The sequence below is a fragment of the Chryseobacterium sp. UF-81 genome (assembly GCF_058245105.1).
Genome location: NZ_JBSIBX010000003.1, coordinates 1 through 16,153 on the forward strand (window position 1 = coordinate 1; position 16,153 = coordinate 16,153).

Sequence of the window (16,153 nt, forward strand, 5' to 3'; positions counted from 1 at the left end):
GGGCTCTTAGCTCAGTTGGTTCAGAGCATCTGGTTTACACCCAGAGGGTCGGGGGTTCGAATCCCTCAGGGCCCACAAAATCTCTCAGGAAACTGGGAGATTTTTTTGTTTAAAAAACACCCGGGTATCCTTATCTTTGTTATATCACAGTCATAAATACACTGCTTTTTGAAGGAACTTCATCTTATAGCGTTCAATTATCCTTATCCTCCTTCTTACGGAGGCATTATTGATGTGTATTATAAGATCAGAGCATTGTCAGATCTGGGTATAAAGATTCATCTCCACTGTTTCGTGGATAACATTCCGGAAATTATCGATCAGGAGGTAGAAAGCATTACAGAAAATGTTTTTTTTTACAAAAAAAAGAAAAACCCTTTCCACTATCTTTCGGCCGTGCCTTTTGCAGCAGCTATAAGAACTTCTGATGCTCTTTTTGAAAATCTTATGAGTATAGAAGCTCCGATATTGTTTGAAGGGCTACAAACAACTCAGATTATCAGCAGATTAAAAGGTAAGGGCTATAAGCTCTACCTCAGGTTCCACAATAATGAATCTGAGTATTATAAAGGGCTTTCTTCATCGGAAAAAAATATTTTCAAAAAGATTGTTTACAGGATAGAATCTTTAAAGTTTGCTGATTATCAGAAAAAGCTTTTAAAGGAATTTGAAAGTGTATTCTGCCTTTCTGAGAAAGAATTTAATGAAGTAGATTCATATTCAAAAAATGCACGGCTTATCCATATTTTTCATGGCAACGGGGCTGTCAAACATTTGAACGGAAAAGGTGATTATTTTCTTTTTCACGGTGATCTGAGTACATCAGACAACAAAAAAGCACTGGAAGAAACCATCAGGATGTTTAAAAATCTTCCCCAGCACAAACTTGTAGTGGCATCCGACCGCGCCGGTGATGATGTAAAAAAGAAGATTCATAATATTGGAAACATAAGCATTGTGCCTATTGAAACAAGTGAAAATCTTTGCCGCCTTTTTGAAAATGCCCATGCTAATATTCTCCTCTCCTATCAGAATTCCGGTACGAAGGTGAAATTATTTAATGCATTGTATAACAGCAGATTAATTATTATCAATCAGAATATTACGGATGATCCTGCTCTGATGAGTTTATGCCGTTTAGGCATTACTTCGGATGAAATCCGTCTGCGTATCATTGAAGCAGCAGCTGAAAATTACAATGAAAATGAAATCAGGAGTAAGGTTCTCGAAAAGAATTATGCTGATAACGCTAAAGCCATAGAAATGAGTAAAATAATATTTAACCTGAGTTCGGGCTAAGAAAACCAAGGATACCAGGCTGGAAGCTTGAAGAGAGAGGCTGGAAGTTACTATCAGACCTACAATTTCTGACTTTGTCGTAAAATTTGATGAAGCATTTTTTAAAAGGAATAATAAATTATAGGGTTGTAACTGGGTTTTCAGCCTCAACGCACTTCCCTCTTCCGGCTCCCGGCTTCCTTACTTATTAAAAACAGAAATGTCTTAACCCGAATTCAGGTTATTTAAGAATTAACGGCCTCTACTATTTTCTGAATGTTAAGCTCTTCAAGACAGGCCCAGTCGCCACGGTAACATTCTTTATCTCCAAAAACAGAACAGGGTCTGCAGGTAAGATCTTTTACCTGAACCACATCATTTTCGCTCTGTCCGAACCCCAGAAATCCCGCATAAGGATGTGTTGCTCCCCAAATTGAGATGCATCTGGTCCCCATAAGGCTGGCAAGGTGCATGTTGGCGGAATCCATAGAGATCATCAGCTCCAGTTCAGAAATTTTCTGAAGCTCTTCTGAAAGACTCAGTTTTCCTGAAAGACTTTTGGTATTCGGAATTTCACTTTCCCATTTTTCAAGGGTTTCTGTTTCTTTTTTACCCCCGCCAAAGAAATATATCGTTTGTTTTTTTGAAAGGATTTTCGCCAGCTCATATGATTTTTCCAAAGGAAGCATTTTTCCTCTGTGCTGCGCAAAAGGAGCCAGTCCAATCCCTGATTTTTGTACCGATGCCGGCCTAAGCTTATGCGAAAGTTCTACTTTAAAGCCCATCGCCCGGAAAACATCTGCATAACGCTCGACAGTCTTTTTTAGCTGAACCTTATTCAGATTCCATACATCTGTAAGCTCTTCTTTTTCTTCTTTTCCTTTGTTTATTTTAAAAACTTTAAATCCTTTTCTTCTGTAGATCCTATCCAGTATTTTGGTTCTTATCACATCATGAAGATTGGCGATAAAATCAGGATGAAATTCTTTGATCAGCTCATTGGCCAGCCTTCTCAATCCAAAAATGCCTTTATAATCATCAAGGTTAATCCCTTTAAATGTAACATTCGGAATATCAGCAAATAAGCTTTCGAAATTTTTTCTGGAAACCATAATAATTTCCACATCAGGGTTCTGTTCCAGAAACTCCCGGAATACCGGTGCCGTCATCGCGACATCGCCAAAAGCGGAAAAACGATATGCTAGAATTCTGGTCACTGCTACGATTTTAGCTGATAGGCAACTGCGTAAAATTTGATCTGCTTGGTCATCGCCATTAGTCCGTTTGCTCTGGATGGCGAAAGAAATTCCTGAAGTCCGATCTCTGAAATAAATTCAAAATCAGAATCTAAGATTTCCTGGGTTGAATGTCCGCTGTAGATGCTTACTAAAAGAGAAACAATCCCCTTTGGCAGAATTCCATCAGAGTCTGCATCGAAAAAAAGCTTACCATCTTTGAATTCAGCATCAATCCATACCTTACTCTGGCATCCTTTGATTAGATTATCATCAGTTTTGCGGTCTTCAGGAAGTCCTTTTAATTCTTTTCCGAGATCAATAATATACTCATACTTTTGTTCCCAGTCATCAAGAAACGCAAACTCTTCAATGATTTCCTGCTGTTTTTCTTTAATGGTCATTTTTTAACAAATTTTTAATGCAAAGATACCATTTTTATAAAGATTATTTATTCTGATGCCTGTTCAAAAACGCTCAGCAATTTTATTTCTTCATTTTCCCAGCAGAATACTTTAGAAGCCTTTTCAAGTTCATGCTGATAGCTTTCTCTTCCCTTCTGGAGTATTTTCCGTACTGCAGCGGCAATATTTTCAGGCTGATGGTCTTTAATAATTTCTCCCACATCAAACTGATTTTTAATATTCTGCATTTCGGGGAGGTTGGATAACACTAATGGAACACGGGATTGAATACAGTCTAAAACTTTGTTCGGAAGCGAATAAAAGTAGCTTTCGCCTCCATTTTCTTCAATACTCATCCCTACATCAGCTGTTACCGTTATTTTTCTCAGATCTTCCGGCTTTAATTTTCCTAAAAACTGAACTTTATGCTGAAGACCTTCTTTACTGACAAGATCTTCATATTCTTTTTTTCTTGGCCCGTCTCCTGCTATTTTAAAAACCACACCATTAAGGTGATGCATCGCCAGAATAGCTTTGTCGATACCCCTAAAAGGATTAATGGATCCCTGATATAAAAATATTTTTGGGGAATTTTGGGGAATTTCTATCGTAAAATCCTGCCTTCTGGGCGCATTTTGAATGACTACCGGATCAGCTCCATACTTTTTTTGGAACCATTTTGCGTAGCTTTCACTGGCCGTAATCATGAAATTAAGTTTCGGAATGACTTTCTTTTCCAGATACCTCCAGATTTTTTGTGACATTTTGCCCTGAATTGCAGGCATTTCTGAAAAAATTTCATGACTGTCAAAAACCAACGGGATATTTAATTTTTTGGCAATAAGATAATTTGACAGCAGTACGTCAACATCATTGGCATGAAGAATTGTATTTTGATCAGCTTTTTTCTTTAATTGATGATACAGTTTCCAGTTGAATTCAAAGTAAGCCGTTTTTAAACTTGTGGAAGATAAATGTATCCTTGAAAACGGATAGGGCCGCTCCATTTGTTCCGCTCCATTCCAGTCATTCCCTATTACTTCTATCGGGTACCCGTTCTCATATAAGGTCCTGCATACCTTTTCTATTCGCTGGTCCGTATACAGACTGCTGAAAGCAGAGGTAATTATTTTTTTCTTCATTACTTTTTATTTCCGGCAAGTAAATGATAAACCTGAATAAAGCAGATCAGTCCATTCGGGATGATAACCGGCCAGAGCATTCCGTTGAAGATACCATAAATGACAAAGCAGATACAGCCTATCATATTGACTATCCTGATTTTTCTTACATCTTTTAATATAAAACTCAGCACTATAAAAATGGATGCAGAATAACCAATATATGTAGTAATTTCAGGATTCATGGGGAATTTTTAAGGGATAACAAACTTAATCATTTTCAATAAGATAATAAAATTTTTTCTGCCATAAAGTCATTAATTGATTTTTGGTAAAATATTTGTAATTTAGATAATGAATAAATGGCACCGCTGCCATTATTCTAATGAGATATATTATGGATTATAAGTTTTCACAAGGTTTGAGCCAGGTGTTCAAACAAAGCAAGAGCGAAGCGAAAAGGCTCAAAAGTGAATTTCTTAATACAGAACATCTACTTTTAGGTATTATAAAAACAGAAAACTCTGCAAAAGAAATCCTTCAAAACCTTAATGCGGATTTAACACAAATCAGAAGAAAAATTGAAACTCTAAATACAGCAAGTCTTAATCCTATTTCTGAGGAGGTTACTAATATTTCTTTCACTAAGATGGCAGATCATGCGATCAAACGTGCTGAGCTGGAATGCAGGCAATACAAAAGCAATGAAATTAATACCGTTCACTTGCTTTTAGGCATTCTTTACAAATATGAGGACCCTACTTCGAATATTCTGGGAGCTTATGACATCGACTATGAAGGAGTTTCAAGAGAATACCAGACAATGCTTAAAAATTCCGGGCAGACACCACAAATGAGTGCTTATGATGACGATGATGACCGAGAGGAATTTGAGCAGATGAGAAAGCCTTCAGGGAATTTAGGCTCTGCAAAAAGTAAAACACCTACATTGGATAACTTCGGCAGGGACTTAACTTCTTTGGCTAGAGATGGAAAATTGGACCCAGTAATCGGGCGTGAAAAAGAAATTGAGCGTGTTTCTCAGATCTTATCGCGTAGAAAGAAAAACAACCCGCTTCTTATCGGGGAGCCGGGAGTTGGTAAATCTGCGATTGCGGAAGGGTTAGCTTTAAGAATTCAACAGAAAAAGGTTTCCAGAGTTCTTTACGGAAAACGTGTGATCACTTTGGATCTGGCCAGTTTAGTGGCCGGAACAAAATACCGTGGTCAGTTTGAAGAAAGAATGAAGGCCATCATGACAGAGCTGGAAAAAAACAGAGATGTCATCTTATTCATTGATGAGCTTCACACTATTGTTGGTGCGGGAAGCTCTACAGGAAGTTTAGATGCATCAAATATGTTTAAACCTGCTTTGGCAAGAGGCGAAATTCAATGCATCGGGGCTACCACTCTGGATGAGTACCGTCAGTATATTGAGAAAGACGGAGCTTTGGAAAGAAGATTCCAGAAGGTAATGGTAGAACCTACTAATATTGAGGAAACCATTCAGATCCTGAATCAGATTAAAGATAAATATGAAGAGCATCATAATGTAGTATATACTCCGGAGGCTATTCTGGCGTGTGTCAATTTGACATCACGATATATTACAGACCGCTTCTTACCGGATAAAGCTATTGATGCCATGGATGAAGCGGGTTCACGTGTTTATATTAAAAACATGAAAGTTCCGACCGAAATTATTGATTTCGAGAAGAAAATTGAGGACATCAAAGAAATGAAGCAGAAAGCTGTAAAAGCTCAGGATTATCTTGAGGCCAGAAAGCTTAAAGATGAAGAGGAACGTCTTCAGATGGAACTGAATGCAGCTCAGGAAAAGTGGGATAAGGATGTAAAAGAGAAAAAAGAAACCGTAACGGAAGAAAATGTAGCGGAAGTGGTTTCTATGATGAGTGGTGTTCCGGTAACGAAAGTCGGCAAAAATGAGCTTGATAAATTAGCTCAGATGGATGAGAAGCTGAACGGAAAAGTGATTGGCCAGGAAGACGCTGTGAAGAAAGTTGTGAAAGCAATTCAGAGAAACAGAGCCGGACTTAAAGATCCGAACCGTCCTATCGGTACTTTTATTTTCCTTGGTACTACCGGGGTTGGTAAAACCGAACTTGCCAAAGTAATGGCAAGAGAGCTTTTCGAGTCTGATGAATCCCTGATCCGAATTGACATGAGTGAATACATGGAAAAATTCGCGGTTTCAAGATTGGTTGGTGCGCCTCCGGGATACGTAGGATATGAAGAAGGCGGACAGCTGACTGAAGCTGTAAGAAGAAAACCTTATGCGGTAGTTCTTCTGGATGAAATTGAAAAAGCTCACCCTGATGTGTTCAATATTCTTTTACAGATTCTGGATGAAGGTCATGTTACCGATAGTTTAGGAAGAAAAATCGACTTTAGAAATACGATTATTATCCTTACATCAAACATAGGAACAAGAGATCTTAAAGATTTCGGAGATGGTGTAGGATTCGGAACTTCAGCTAAAAAAACAAGTACAGATTCAAGAGCAAGAAGTACGATTGAAAATGCACTTAAGAAAGCATTTGCTCCGGAATTCTTAAACAGAATTGATGACATTGTGATCTTCAACTCTCTTGTACAGGATGATATTAAAAGAATTATTGATATCGAACTTAATAAATTATATGGCAGACTTGAAAAATTAGGCTATAAAGTTGAGTTAACTGAAGAAGCAAAAGACTTTATCTCTGAAAAAGGATGGGATAAAGACTTTGGAGCAAGACCGTTGAAACGTGCCATCCAGAAATATATTGAAGATTTATTGGCAGAAATGCTGGTAAACAAGCAATTATCTGAAGGTGAAACGGTGATTCTTGATCTTAATGATACAAAAGATGCATTAATCGGAAAGGCTCCCAAAGCAAAAAAAACGACTGAAAAGTCTTCTTAATTGCAATAATTGACATTATTATATATGAAAAGCACCGGAAAATCCGGTGCTTTTTGTTTTTATATGTTTTTGGCTAAAGCCGCCAAGAGATAGATGAAAAAATAAACGGGCTGAAGCCCGTTTCTATTGATATTAAATTCTGTTTATGTCACACAAATTTACACTAATGTTTGTGGCAGTTAGTGATGATTTATTTTAATCCTATCTACCAATTAAAGACCGACTACAAAACCTATACTCGGGACAAGACCGCTGGAGAAAGCACTTGAATTTTCTTTCCACAGTACATTATACATTACCCCGATCTGCATAAAGGAATTCCCTCCTATTCTCTGCATATAACCGCCACCCAGATACAGGGCCGTTTCCTGATCATTCACTTTATAATCGTAATATTTGTCTTTATAATTGATGAAGTACTGTTGAAGATTGGCTCCTACATAAAAGGACCTGGCAAAATAATAATTGGCAAAAGGCCCCACTCCGAACATCGTGGATTTGTAATAATCAGAGGTCTGCCAGGAAACACTTCCTACCACCCCAGCCTCAAGATCATCGGTAAGCCTGTATCCTACTCTGGGAGAAGCCTGAAGATAAAATGAGCTGTTGCTGCCAAAACCCAGCCCTATTCCTCCACCGAAAGTCCAGCGGTTGGTTTCTGCGACAGGTGCGCTGGTGGTTATCTGGGAAAATACCGATCCTGAAATCATCAGCATTATGGGAATAATAATTTTTTTCATATTAATATCGTTTTTATCAATGTTTAAAATTATGGTTTTTTTGCGAATTTTTTTAATTGTATTTTTGCCGGGTCAAACTAAGGGCTCCCGTTAAGAGTTCCGTAAAATTGAAATAAAATGAAAGTAGTAGTAGGATTATCTGGAGGTGTAGATTCCAGTGTTACCGCGTATTTATTGCAACAACAGGGCCATGAAGTGGTCGCTTTGTTTATGAGAAACTGGAATGATGCTTCGGTAACGCTGGAGGATGAGTGCCCGTGGATTGAAGATAGTAATGATGCCCTGATGGTAGCCCAGAAACTGGGAATCCCTTTCCAGGTCATCGATATGAGTGAGCTTTACAAAGAGCGCATCGTAGATTATATGTTCGATGAATATCAAAAAGGAAGAACTCCGAATCCGGATGTTCTATGTAACAGGGAAGTTAAATTTGATGTTTTCATGAAGACCGCGATGTCTTTAGGTGCTGATAAAGTGGCTACAGGGCATTACGCACAGGTTAATTCCACTTTTGATGAAAACGGAAAGGAAATTTTCCATCTTTTAGCAGGAAAGGATAACAATAAAGACCAGTCTTATTTTCTTTGTCAGCTGAATCAGGATCAGCTTTCAAAAGCATTGTTTCCCATCGGAGAGCTTACAAAGCCTCAGGTAAGGGAAATTGCTAAAGAGATCGGGCTTGTAACTGCCGACAAAAAGGACTCTCAGGGATTGTGCTTTATCGGAAAGGTAAGCCTTCCCCAGTTTTTACAGCAGCAGCTGGTTCCCAAAGAAGGGGAAATTGTAGAAATTTTCAAGGATTCACCTCTGTTTTCTGAGGAAAAACCTGAGTTTTCTTCGAAGGAAGAAGAGCTGGAATTTTTATCCAGAAAAATCAATTATAAAAAAACCGATGGAAAAGTGATCGGAAAACACCAGGGTGCCCAATTTTTCACGATCGGACAAAGCAAAGGGCTTGGTATAGGCGGACATAAAGAAAGCTGTTTTATCTTATCCAGAGACATGGAGAACAATATTATTTTTGTGGGCGAAGGTCACAGTTCTCCAGGACTGCACAAAAAAACATTAAAAATTGACAATTCGGAGCTGCATTGGGTTCGTGAGGATATGAAGCTTGGAAATGGAGAATCCATGGAAGTAATGGCAAGATTCAGATACAGGCAATCGTTACAGAAAGCGGTTCTGTATCAGTTTGAAAATGCGGCTTATATTGAATTTGAAGAACCTCAGTCCGCGATTGCAGAAGGACAGTTTGCAGCCTGGTATATCGGTGAGGAACTTATTGGAAGCGGCGTGATTGCATAACTAAGTTTTTTTGAAAATTTCTGTAACGAATTTGAGTTGTTAGACAGAAAAATTAAATCATCTTAATTGATATCTATAAAACCCCGAAGCATTTTGTTTTGGGGTTGTTTTTTTGTCTTTCCGGGCTTGATCAGCCAAATACAGCTCTATAGCAAATAATCTTCAACAAAATAGTAAGTTATTTTACTTTCCACATCGTTCATTGTAAAATTGATTTCTTTTTCAAAATTATCTCCGTAGAAATTAATAAAAAGGGGTTCTCTTGTTTTTAAACTGGAGATGACATTATATTTTGTCTTGAAAAAAACATTGTAAGAATAGATCAGCTGGCTGGAATCCAGTTTCGTATCGGTAGAGAAATCACTTAATCTTAGGTGTATCATTCCTGAAAAAGGTTTCGTTTCAAGAATACGCAGGACTTTCATAAACGGAATATTGATATTTTCAGAATCTTTAATTCTGTATTTTTCAATTGTTTTGAGAAAATTATCTTTTAAAGAGGATTCTACGGCTATTTTCAGATCGATTTTTATTTCTGTTTTCCCGCCTCCGGTATTGAAAATCCGGATGATAAAATCTTCGGATCCCTCCCCCTGAATAATCTCAATGTCTGCCACATCAAATGATTTTTCTACTGCATATTTTCCATACTTCGGATACAGAATCATATTTTTCACTAGTGTAAATAAAACCGCAACAGCTACGAAAGACCCTGCACCGATTGGAACAAACGCGGCCATAAAATAGAGAAAGGATCCCAGCGTCTCTTTTTCATTATCATAAAAAGGATTATAATCAAATAAAATTATTTTGATTCCCAATACAAAGAGGATTATAGTCAGAATAATAAACAAAACCGCTTCCCATCCCACGACATGACCCTGCTTCTGCAAAGGAATATTTTTGTAAAGAATATTTTTCTCAACTTCCGTGAATTTTCTGGTCATGATATTGTTTTTAAATATGCTTATATTTGATATTGGATTGTAAACCTGACTGATACAGGATGATTATCCCTTCGACAATCAATATCATAATAAGATATCCGACAGGTTTTCCTATGATTAAGCCTTTTATCAGTTTTACAATGCCCAGCAAAAGAATTAAAATCATAAAGCAAAACATTGTTTTTGAGCTGTTTTCTTTAAAAGATTTCAGAATCATTACTGAAGCATAAAAACCAACGACAAGAATTAAATAAAATTTCAGAAATTCAGGACCTTTTATTGAGATCGGGTTACAGGTCTGCTGTGTAAGAATAAGCCAGATCATGCTTATCATTACCGGGACTGAGTAGAACAGTATTTTTTTCATAGTTATTATTTTTTATCCACCACATCCGCCACAACCTCCTCCGCATCCGCCTCCACAACTGCCACCACCTCCACAACTGGAGCCGCTGCTGCAGCCTGAACCTCCATCGGAATTGCTGCTGACATTTTTATCCTGTTCTTTGCTGATATTTCCTCCGAAAATCCATGAAATAAACCCCATGAAGATGAAGAATCCAATGATGCATGAAATAGTGATGATCACACCTCCCAAAATACCTCCGGAGCAGGAATACACCAGAAATAATAGACTGCCCAGCGCAAGAAGTTTAAGTCCCTTTTTCCAGAAAGTCTTCTGATCATTTTCCTTTATCGGATCTGTCCAGATATCTTCCGGTGCCTCCTGCTGAAAGATTTCCTGATAATGATGTAAAGTGTCATGATGCCAATTCTGGTGTTTCTTTTTCTCAGAAACTCCTCCTTTAGAAGGATGATGATGGAGTTTCCTTTTTAAAATATTCGGGCAGAAATCTTCCCAGTAATTCTGAGTATAAATCAGATGCATATGCCATACTTTATCTACCGTTTCGCTTGGAGAAGCTCCGTTGGGAAGGATACAGCAGAGATAAACAAATTTTTTATACTCCTGAATGGCTTTTTGAGTAAAATCTAATGTCCATCGTTCTTCTTTGGCCAGTTTTTTCGAAAAAGGAAAATCAGCATCTGAAGCATCTAATGAAAAACCCTGGATCCTTCTCCAAAGAGTTTCGTCTTTTAATAAGATTGTTGTTTCCATTGTGTTAACTTTTTGTTTTTCTACTCAAATATCATTTGATTTTAAAAAATAAAAGTCTTTCAGAAATCTTATTTAGAATTATAAATATCTTATATTAGTCTTATAAATTGGAGTTTTAACGCATAATAAAGTCATATCTAATGAAAAAAGAAGATATTCTGCATCTTGAGAAATTAATGAATTTTTTAAGCCTTCATTTTTTAAAGAAGAATCATTGGGAAGATGTGACGAAAACCGAATGGTCGTACATCAGTGCAGAGCTTAACGAACTGATCATCAATGATCATTCTGAAAAAGATATCAAAAAAGAGCCTGACCTTCTGGGCTCCAACTACCTCTATGAACATTTGATTATCAATAAATTAAAGAAATATCAGCAAAATAACAATGCTGTTCTGAGCAGGCCTAACCTTAGTAAATTAAGTCAAATGGTTACCGTTTTAGGCTATTCCAATTATATTGATTTCATTAATTCCAACACGGAGGCATTCAATTTCAATGATCTCAGGATCGATATGAATAATGTGAATCAGAATACAGCTCTTTTGGATCGCCTTGTCGGCTGCTGGTATTCTTACAACAGAAACCTTCCTGAGAATCCTCTTCAGGCCCTTGACGAGCGGATCTGGCGTTCTGCAATGGAGATCTACAAATCTGAAACAACCGGCGAATACTTCATTGAAAGAAGCGGTGGCGATCAGCATAAATATTTCGGAAAGGTTACGGCTTATTCAGATTATGTATTCATCATCATGAACAGCAATACATTCATCCGCCAGCGACACTTTATCTCAAGGATAAAAGATATCAAGGAAAAGCTTAAAAATCCAGAATACAAGCTCCATGAGGTGCATTTTATAAGTACGTGTATCAGTTTTAATCAAGAGCCGATAGCCCTGTTTGAAATATTTCAGAAAGCAGACAGAAAAACATTCATTTCCGACTCTATCAGTTTTCCTATCGACAGCGATGAGATTCCTGAATCTATCATAAAACAGCTTAAAGATACTGAATCTAACAGGATAGATTACAGGTAGTTGCAATGCGTTTGAGAGTTTGAGGGTTTTAGTGTGAGGAGAGTTCAGGTTTTGGGTTCAAAGTTTAAGGTTTAAAGTTAAAATACCCAGTTTTGGCCTTAACCTTACTCTCACTCTGATGTCTGATGTCTGATGTCTGAAATCTAACTTCTAATCAGTCTACCTCACCAGCCATTCCTTAAAATCCTTCACCCTGTCCCGGCTGACTGTGATCTCTTCCTGTGGCTGAAACTCCATGTCAACCTTGTAATACGGTGATGTATGGATATTTTTTATATAATCTGAATTGATAATAAACTGTCTGTTGACCCTGAAAAATTTCTTTTCTTCCAGAATATCTTCCAGCTCATCCAGTGTGAAGTCTGAAGGATAAGCGCGTTCTCCGGTCTGAAGGTAAACGATCTTATTTTCACTGAAAAAGCAGCTTATTTCCTGGGTCTGAACTATTTTGAGATTATATCCTATTTTTACCAAAACCCTTGAAAGCGTAGATTTTTCTTTCCTGATCAGCTGTTTGATATCCTCCGAACCCGTTGTATTGCTTGCCGGGATAAATGATTTGAACTTTTCTACCGCTCCCGAAAGGTCTTCTTCCAGAATAGGTTTTAAAAGATAATCAATACTGTTTAGCTTAAACGCTTTCAAAGTATACTGATCAAAAGCTGTCGTATAAATGATAAATCCTTTTGTAGGTATTTTCTCAAAAATATCGAAAGATAAGCCGTCACCAAGAACGATATCCGAAAAAATAAGCTGGGGATGTTCATGTTCAGAAAACCAGGTAATTCCTTCTTCTACCGATTCTATTTTGCCAACGATCTCTATTTCAGGAAAATTACTCAGCATTCTTTCCAGTTTCCTTGAAGCAGGTTTTTCATCTTCGATAATGACAGTCTTTATCATTGAGCTATGGTTTTAGTTTAACAGGGAATAAAATTAGAGAAAAAATGAACAGTTTAAAAATCTATGCTCTTTTTGGTTTTCTTCATCTCTTTTTCCATGATATCTCTTTCCCATTCTTCGTCCAAAAGGAACAGCTTTACAGCTTTTACCGTTAAGATAATTCCCCAGATCAACAGAATAACAGATCCGTCGAATAAAGAAAGATTGAAGTCTCCGTTTTCAAAAACATCATCAAAAAATATAATTCCGGCTACTATTCCAAACCAAAGAAGACTTTTGTAAAACTTTTTCAGCTGAGTAACTCTTTCGTATGCACTATCGTAATTCATGATCGTTAAAATTTTATGGTTAAATTATAATGTTTTTATGTTTTTCGTGTCCTGATCCATCAGTTCTTTGATCTTTTTTTCTTCCCATTCTTTGCCTATCCCGAAAACATTCACTGCATGTGCTATAATTCCGATTCCCCATCCCAGCATTGGCCAGTAGAACCATAAATGCCCCGGAGAAGTCAGCAAATTCAATACGAGCAGGAAAGGAATAACCAAACAGTAGGAAGTAAGATTTCCGTAGAATCCTTTCAGTTCTTTTACTCTTTTTGCGGCTTTTTCATAAGCCTGTGTTTCTTTTGTGTAACCTAATGTTTCCATAATTTTTATTTTAAAAGGTAAATTTGTTTTTTGTTGAATCAAAGATAGGTCAGAAATAAGGCTCCAATCAATTTTATATGACTGAGTTGTAGAATATGCTTTCTGAATCGTAAAAAGGTTGGTTGGGCCGTAAGGTTTGTTTTGCAAATGATTCTTTCTTTTTCTGTTTCACCCAGATTTTGTAGATTATTACAGATGTTTATGTTCAAACAATAAAAGGGAAATCAGTAAATAAAAGGGATCAGCTTTTTGGTCTTTTTCCGGTATTCAATATACTCCTCGCCGAACTGTTCCACAAGAGCCTGTTCTTCAATTTTTATACGGTAAGCGAAAGCGAAAAATGGGGGCAGAAAAGCCAGGGTTAAAGAAACCCAATTATTAAGGTAAAGACCTAATCCTAAAGAAGTTAAAAGAGAGAATGCATACGACGGATGCCTTAAGTATTTGTAGAAGCCTTCTTTCTTAATCTTGTGGTCCCGTTTTATTGTGACATCCACAGTAAAATATTTACCTAAGGACCTGATGATCATAAATCTAAAAATAATTCCTATAAGGATAAAAGCTTCGCCTGTATATAAAATCCAGGCACTTTTCGACATTGGAAATTCCGTCATATAAAATACCATTACAGAAGCTGCAATGGAAAACGGAATGGCCATCCACAAAATATTCAGGGTGGACTTATCCTTGTCTTTCTTGTCTTCTTTGCCGGATTTCAGCATGTTTTTATAGAGAATCTCTGTAATAAACCAGGCAACCATTGAGATTGTAAACAAAACTTGGAGTAAATGCATATTTTCAGATTAAAGGTAAAGTAAGTTAAATTGTATGTATGCCCAGAGATTTTTCAGTTCTTCTTTTTCTCCATCAGCTTTCTGATTTGTTTTTCCTCCCAGCTTCTGAAAAAGCCCATATGGGGTAAAAAAGTGATTATTGCATGAGCCAGCAGCCCAATACCCCAAAACGTTGCCGTAAAGAAATTTTTGAACTGGAAATAAGTCTCCCCGGGTTCCAGATGTTTAATATTATACACCACAATCATAGCATTTACTATAATATATGAGAATAAATGCCTATAAAATCCTCTTAGCCTTTCAACCTGCCTTTTGGCCTGCTGATAGCGGATATCATTTTCATCATAGGTTTCCATTAGTTCTATTTTTTTGTTTATCCATAATTTCCCGGATTTTCTTTTCTTTCCAGGATTCTCCTACTCCAAACACCCGAAATGCATGGGAAACTATGCCAATTCCCCACCCCAGCATGGGAAAATAGAACCAAAGGTTTTTCGGCGAAGTCATAAGATTAATAATTACTAAAAACGGAATCACGGTACAATAGGAAATTAAATTGGCGTAAAAGCTTTTGAGTTCTTTTACCCGTTTTCTGGCCTTCTCATAAGATCCGTTCTCATCCTCCGTTTTTGTACTGATCGTGTTTGGCTTACTGGACAGTATCGGAACCTTTACTTTAAAATAATCTTCTGATTTTTCAATAAAAACATTCTTCCTGGTAAGCAGGGCATACCGCTGTACAATGTTAGCCAGCCCAATTCCTGCGCTTTCTTTCATCTGCTCTCTTGCCTGAAGGTTGTTTTCTATACACAGGGTATCATTATCTGAAAATATTTTAATGATCAAAGGCTTTGAAGAGGTCGCAAAATTGTGCTTGATGCAGTTTTCGAGTAAGAGCTGTAACGAAAGCGGTACAACATACCTCCTGTAATCTTCCTTTTTAACATCAAAAATAAAGTCTACGCTGTCTTCAAATCTAGTTTTCAAAAGATCACAGTAGGTTTTTGCAAATTCGATTTCGTCTTCTACCGTTACCAGTTCTTTATCTTTCTGTTCCAGCACATAGCGGTAAATCTTTGACATTGAAGCAGTAAACTTTTGGGCCTGAGCTGGGTTTTCATCAATCAGGGAGCTCAGAACATTTAAAGAATTAAAAAGAAAATGCGGGTCCAGCTGGTTTTTCAGGCTTTCAAACTGTGCATTGGCAGATTTTGCGATGAGCTTTTGTTCTACTACCTCTTTTCTGGATGTTTTCTTAAGCTCTTCCATGAAGCTTTTTGCATGAAGAAAAGCAGAGATAAGAAGCGCAATATTGATCATAAGCCAGTTTGTCGTGGAATATTCTTTGGAAAAAAAAGCTTCTGTTGTTGCCACTTTCTGAATCTCAACATAATTGATATAGTTGCAGAAATAAACCAGGATAAAATTACCCGCGATGATAGAAACCACACTTAATGCAGTTCTCATTCCCGTTGTTTCAGACCACGGAAACTTTTTATTGAGGAAATCATTAATAAAGGCATTTCCACATCCCAGAACAAAGGAATACATGGTAGAGATCAGCAGCGTAATCAAAAAATTGTGAAAACTCTTCTCTTTCGTAAAAAATAAGAAGAAAAATAGCGCTGTTCCCAACGATACCCAAAGTAAGATTATAAATCCTTTACGTTTCATGATCCGTTTTCTTGGCTCA

The 16,153-nt window shown here is 37.2% G+C and carries 18 protein-coding genes and 1 tRNA gene; 5 read left to right on the plus strand and 14 right to left on the minus strand.

Features of this window, described 5'->3' with window-relative positions; all coding sequences use genetic code 11:
- Positions 1 to 75, plus strand: a tRNA-Val gene (locus AC4IFE_RS05375).
- Positions 76 to 168: 93 nt separating this feature from the next.
- Entirely contained in the window at positions 169 to 1,299 is a 1,131-nt protein-coding gene (locus AC4IFE_RS05380) for a hypothetical protein (RefSeq protein ID WP_490755439.1), read from the plus strand.
- A gap of 224 nt (positions 1,300 to 1,523) precedes the next feature.
- Here AC4IFE_RS05380 and AC4IFE_RS05385 read toward each other — a convergent pair whose 3' ends face one another.
- From AC4IFE_RS05385 to AC4IFE_RS05400, 4 genes are read right to left on the minus strand one after another with little or no spacing between them, the layout of a single operon-like run.
- On the minus strand, positions 1,524 to 2,495 hold the full coding sequence (locus AC4IFE_RS05385) for a glycosyltransferase family 9 protein (protein WP_490755441.1): 972 nt from the start codon (positions 2,493 to 2,495) through the stop codon (positions 1,524 to 1,526).
- 2 nt (positions 2,496 to 2,497) lie between these two features.
- Positions 2,498 to 2,917, minus strand: coding sequence for a SufE family protein (locus tag AC4IFE_RS05390; RefSeq protein WP_116010450.1), 420 nt, complete (start codon positions 2,915 to 2,917; stop codon positions 2,498 to 2,500).
- Positions 2,918 to 2,964: 47 nt separating this feature from the next.
- On the minus strand, positions 2,965 to 4,059 hold the full coding sequence (locus AC4IFE_RS05395) for a glycosyltransferase (RefSeq protein WP_490755443.1): 1,095 nt from the start codon (positions 4,057 to 4,059) through the stop codon (positions 2,965 to 2,967).
- On the minus strand, positions 4,059 to 4,283 hold the full coding sequence (locus AC4IFE_RS05400) for a uroporphyrinogen decarboxylase (RefSeq protein WP_111954019.1): 225 nt from the start codon (positions 4,281 to 4,283) through the stop codon (positions 4,059 to 4,061). Before AC4IFE_RS05400 ends, AC4IFE_RS05395 begins: the two co-directional genes overlap by 1 nt.
- A 152-nt stretch (positions 4,284 to 4,435) precedes the next feature.
- Between AC4IFE_RS05400 and AC4IFE_RS05405 the strand changes: the two genes are divergently transcribed.
- Positions 4,436 to 6,964 (plus strand): ATP-dependent Clp protease ATP-binding subunit, encoded by a 2,529-nt coding sequence (locus AC4IFE_RS05405; RefSeq protein WP_490755445.1) that lies wholly within the window; start codon positions 4,436 to 4,438, stop codon positions 6,962 to 6,964.
- 212 nt (positions 6,965 to 7,176) lie between these two features.
- On the opposite strand, the gene AC4IFE_RS05410 is transcribed toward AC4IFE_RS05405, so the two are convergent.
- Positions 7,177 to 7,704: a hypothetical protein gene (locus AC4IFE_RS05410; RefSeq protein ID WP_490755447.1), complete on the minus strand. Its 528-nt coding sequence runs from the start codon at positions 7,702 to 7,704 to the stop codon at positions 7,177 to 7,179.
- A gap of 117 nt (positions 7,705 to 7,821) precedes the next feature.
- On the opposite strand from AC4IFE_RS05410, the gene mnmA reads away from it, so the two are divergent.
- Positions 7,822 to 9,009, plus strand: coding sequence for a tRNA 2-thiouridine(34) synthase MnmA (mnmA, locus tag AC4IFE_RS05415; protein ID WP_490755448.1), 1,188 nt, complete (start codon positions 7,822 to 7,824; stop codon positions 9,007 to 9,009).
- 146 nt (positions 9,010 to 9,155) lie between these two features.
- Here the strand turns inward: mnmA and AC4IFE_RS05420 are convergent, their stop codons facing one another.
- The 3 genes from AC4IFE_RS05420 to AC4IFE_RS05430 are packed head-to-tail and all read right to left on the minus strand — an operon-like array spanning position 9,156 to position 11,076.
- Positions 9,156 to 9,956 (minus strand): hypothetical protein, encoded by an 801-nt coding sequence (locus AC4IFE_RS05420; protein ID WP_490755449.1) that lies wholly within the window; start codon positions 9,954 to 9,956, stop codon positions 9,156 to 9,158.
- 10 nt (positions 9,957 to 9,966) lie between these two features.
- Positions 9,967 to 10,323 carry a hypothetical protein gene (locus tag AC4IFE_RS05425; protein ID WP_490755451.1) on the minus strand — a complete coding sequence of 119 codons (357 nt, stop codon included), beginning with the start codon at positions 10,321 to 10,323 and terminating at the stop codon, positions 9,967 to 9,969.
- A gap of 12 nt (positions 10,324 to 10,335) precedes the next feature.
- Positions 10,336 to 11,076, minus strand: coding sequence for a glycine-rich domain-containing protein (locus AC4IFE_RS05430; protein ID WP_490755452.1), 741 nt, complete (start codon positions 11,074 to 11,076; stop codon positions 10,336 to 10,338).
- Positions 11,077 to 11,216: 140 nt separating this feature from the next.
- Between AC4IFE_RS05430 and AC4IFE_RS05435 the strand changes: the two genes are divergently transcribed.
- Positions 11,217 to 12,113 carry a hypothetical protein gene (locus AC4IFE_RS05435; protein WP_490755453.1) on the plus strand — a complete coding sequence of 299 codons (897 nt, stop codon included), beginning with the start codon at positions 11,217 to 11,219 and terminating at the stop codon, positions 12,111 to 12,113.
- Between the two features lie 159 nt (positions 12,114 to 12,272).
- Here the strand turns inward: AC4IFE_RS05435 and AC4IFE_RS05440 are convergent, their stop codons facing one another.
- From AC4IFE_RS05440 to AC4IFE_RS05465, 6 genes are all read right to left on the minus strand, one after another.
- Positions 12,273 to 13,016: a LytR/AlgR family response regulator transcription factor gene (locus AC4IFE_RS05440; protein WP_490755454.1), complete on the minus strand. Its 744-nt coding sequence runs from the start codon at positions 13,014 to 13,016 to the stop codon at positions 12,273 to 12,275.
- 53 nt (positions 13,017 to 13,069) lie between these two features.
- Complete coding sequence (locus AC4IFE_RS05445) at positions 13,070 to 13,345, minus strand: 2TM domain-containing protein (protein WP_490755456.1); 276 nt, start codon at positions 13,343 to 13,345, stop codon at positions 13,070 to 13,072.
- Between the two features lie 24 nt (positions 13,346 to 13,369).
- Entirely contained in the window at positions 13,370 to 13,666 is a 297-nt protein-coding gene (locus AC4IFE_RS05450) for a 2TM domain-containing protein (protein WP_490755457.1), read from the minus strand.
- 224 nt (positions 13,667 to 13,890) lie between these two features.
- The gene (locus AC4IFE_RS05455) at positions 13,891 to 14,460 is read right to left on the minus strand and encodes a methyltransferase family protein (RefSeq protein WP_490755459.1); all 570 of its coding nucleotides are present in this window, start codon (positions 14,458 to 14,460) and stop codon (positions 13,891 to 13,893) included.
- 53 nt (positions 14,461 to 14,513) lie between these two features.
- On the minus strand, positions 14,514 to 14,816 hold the full coding sequence (locus tag AC4IFE_RS05460; RefSeq protein WP_490755461.1) for a 2TM domain-containing protein: 303 nt from the start codon (positions 14,814 to 14,816) through the stop codon (positions 14,514 to 14,516).
- A complete protein-coding gene (locus tag AC4IFE_RS05465; protein ID WP_490755463.1) occupies positions 14,803 to 16,134 on the minus strand; it encodes a 2TM domain-containing protein in 1,332 nt (443 codons plus the stop codon). The genes AC4IFE_RS05460 and AC4IFE_RS05465 overlap by 14 nt, the downstream gene beginning before the upstream one ends.
- Between the last annotated feature and the right edge of the window lie 19 nt (positions 16,135 to 16,153).

Coding starts and splice junctions, on each gene's coding strand:
- AC4IFE_RS05390 (WP_116010450.1), bottom strand. CDS start 2,917: ATGACCATTAAAGAAAAACAGCAGGAAATCATTGAAGAGTTTGCGTTT.
- AC4IFE_RS05395 (WP_490755443.1), bottom strand. CDS start 4,059: ATGAAGAAAAAAATAATTACCTCTGCTTTCAGCAGTCTGTATACGGAC.
- AC4IFE_RS05400 (WP_111954019.1), bottom strand. CDS start 4,283: ATGAATCCTGAAATTACTACATATATTGGTTATTCTGCATCCATTTTT.
- AC4IFE_RS05405 (WP_490755445.1), top strand. CDS start 4,436: ATGGATTATAAGTTTTCACAAGGTTTGAGCCAGGTGTTCAAACAAAGC.
- AC4IFE_RS05410 (WP_490755447.1), bottom strand. CDS start 7,704: ATGAAAAAAATTATTATTCCCATAATGCTGATGATTTCAGGATCGGTA.
- mnmA (WP_490755448.1), top strand. CDS start 7,822: ATGAAAGTAGTAGTAGGATTATCTGGAGGTGTAGATTCCAGTGTTACC.
- AC4IFE_RS05420 (WP_490755449.1), bottom strand. CDS start 9,956: ATGACCAGAAAATTCACGGAAGTTGAGAAAAATATTCTTTACAAAAAT.
- AC4IFE_RS05425 (WP_490755451.1), bottom strand. CDS start 10,323: ATGAAAAAAATACTGTTCTACTCAGTCCCGGTAATGATAAGCATGATC.
- AC4IFE_RS05430 (WP_490755452.1), bottom strand. CDS start 11,076: ATGGAAACAACAATCTTATTAAAAGACGAAACTCTTTGGAGAAGGATC.
- AC4IFE_RS05435 (WP_490755453.1), top strand. CDS start 11,217: ATGAAAAAAGAAGATATTCTGCATCTTGAGAAATTAATGAATTTTTTA.
- AC4IFE_RS05440 (WP_490755454.1), bottom strand. CDS start 13,016: ATGATAAAGACTGTCATTATCGAAGATGAAAAACCTGCTTCAAGGAAA.
- AC4IFE_RS05445 (WP_490755456.1), bottom strand. CDS start 13,345: ATGAATTACGATAGTGCATACGAAAGAGTTACTCAGCTGAAAAAGTTT.
- AC4IFE_RS05450 (WP_490755457.1), bottom strand. CDS start 13,666: ATGGAAACATTAGGTTACACAAAAGAAACACAGGCTTATGAAAAAGCC.
- AC4IFE_RS05455 (WP_490755459.1), bottom strand. CDS start 14,460: ATGCATTTACTCCAAGTTTTGTTTACAATCTCAATGGTTGCCTGGTTT.
- AC4IFE_RS05460 (WP_490755461.1), bottom strand. CDS start 14,816: ATGGAAACCTATGATGAAAATGATATCCGCTATCAGCAGGCCAAAAGG.
- AC4IFE_RS05465 (WP_490755463.1), bottom strand. CDS start 16,134: ATGAAACGTAAAGGATTTATAATCTTACTTTGGGTATCGTTGGGAACA.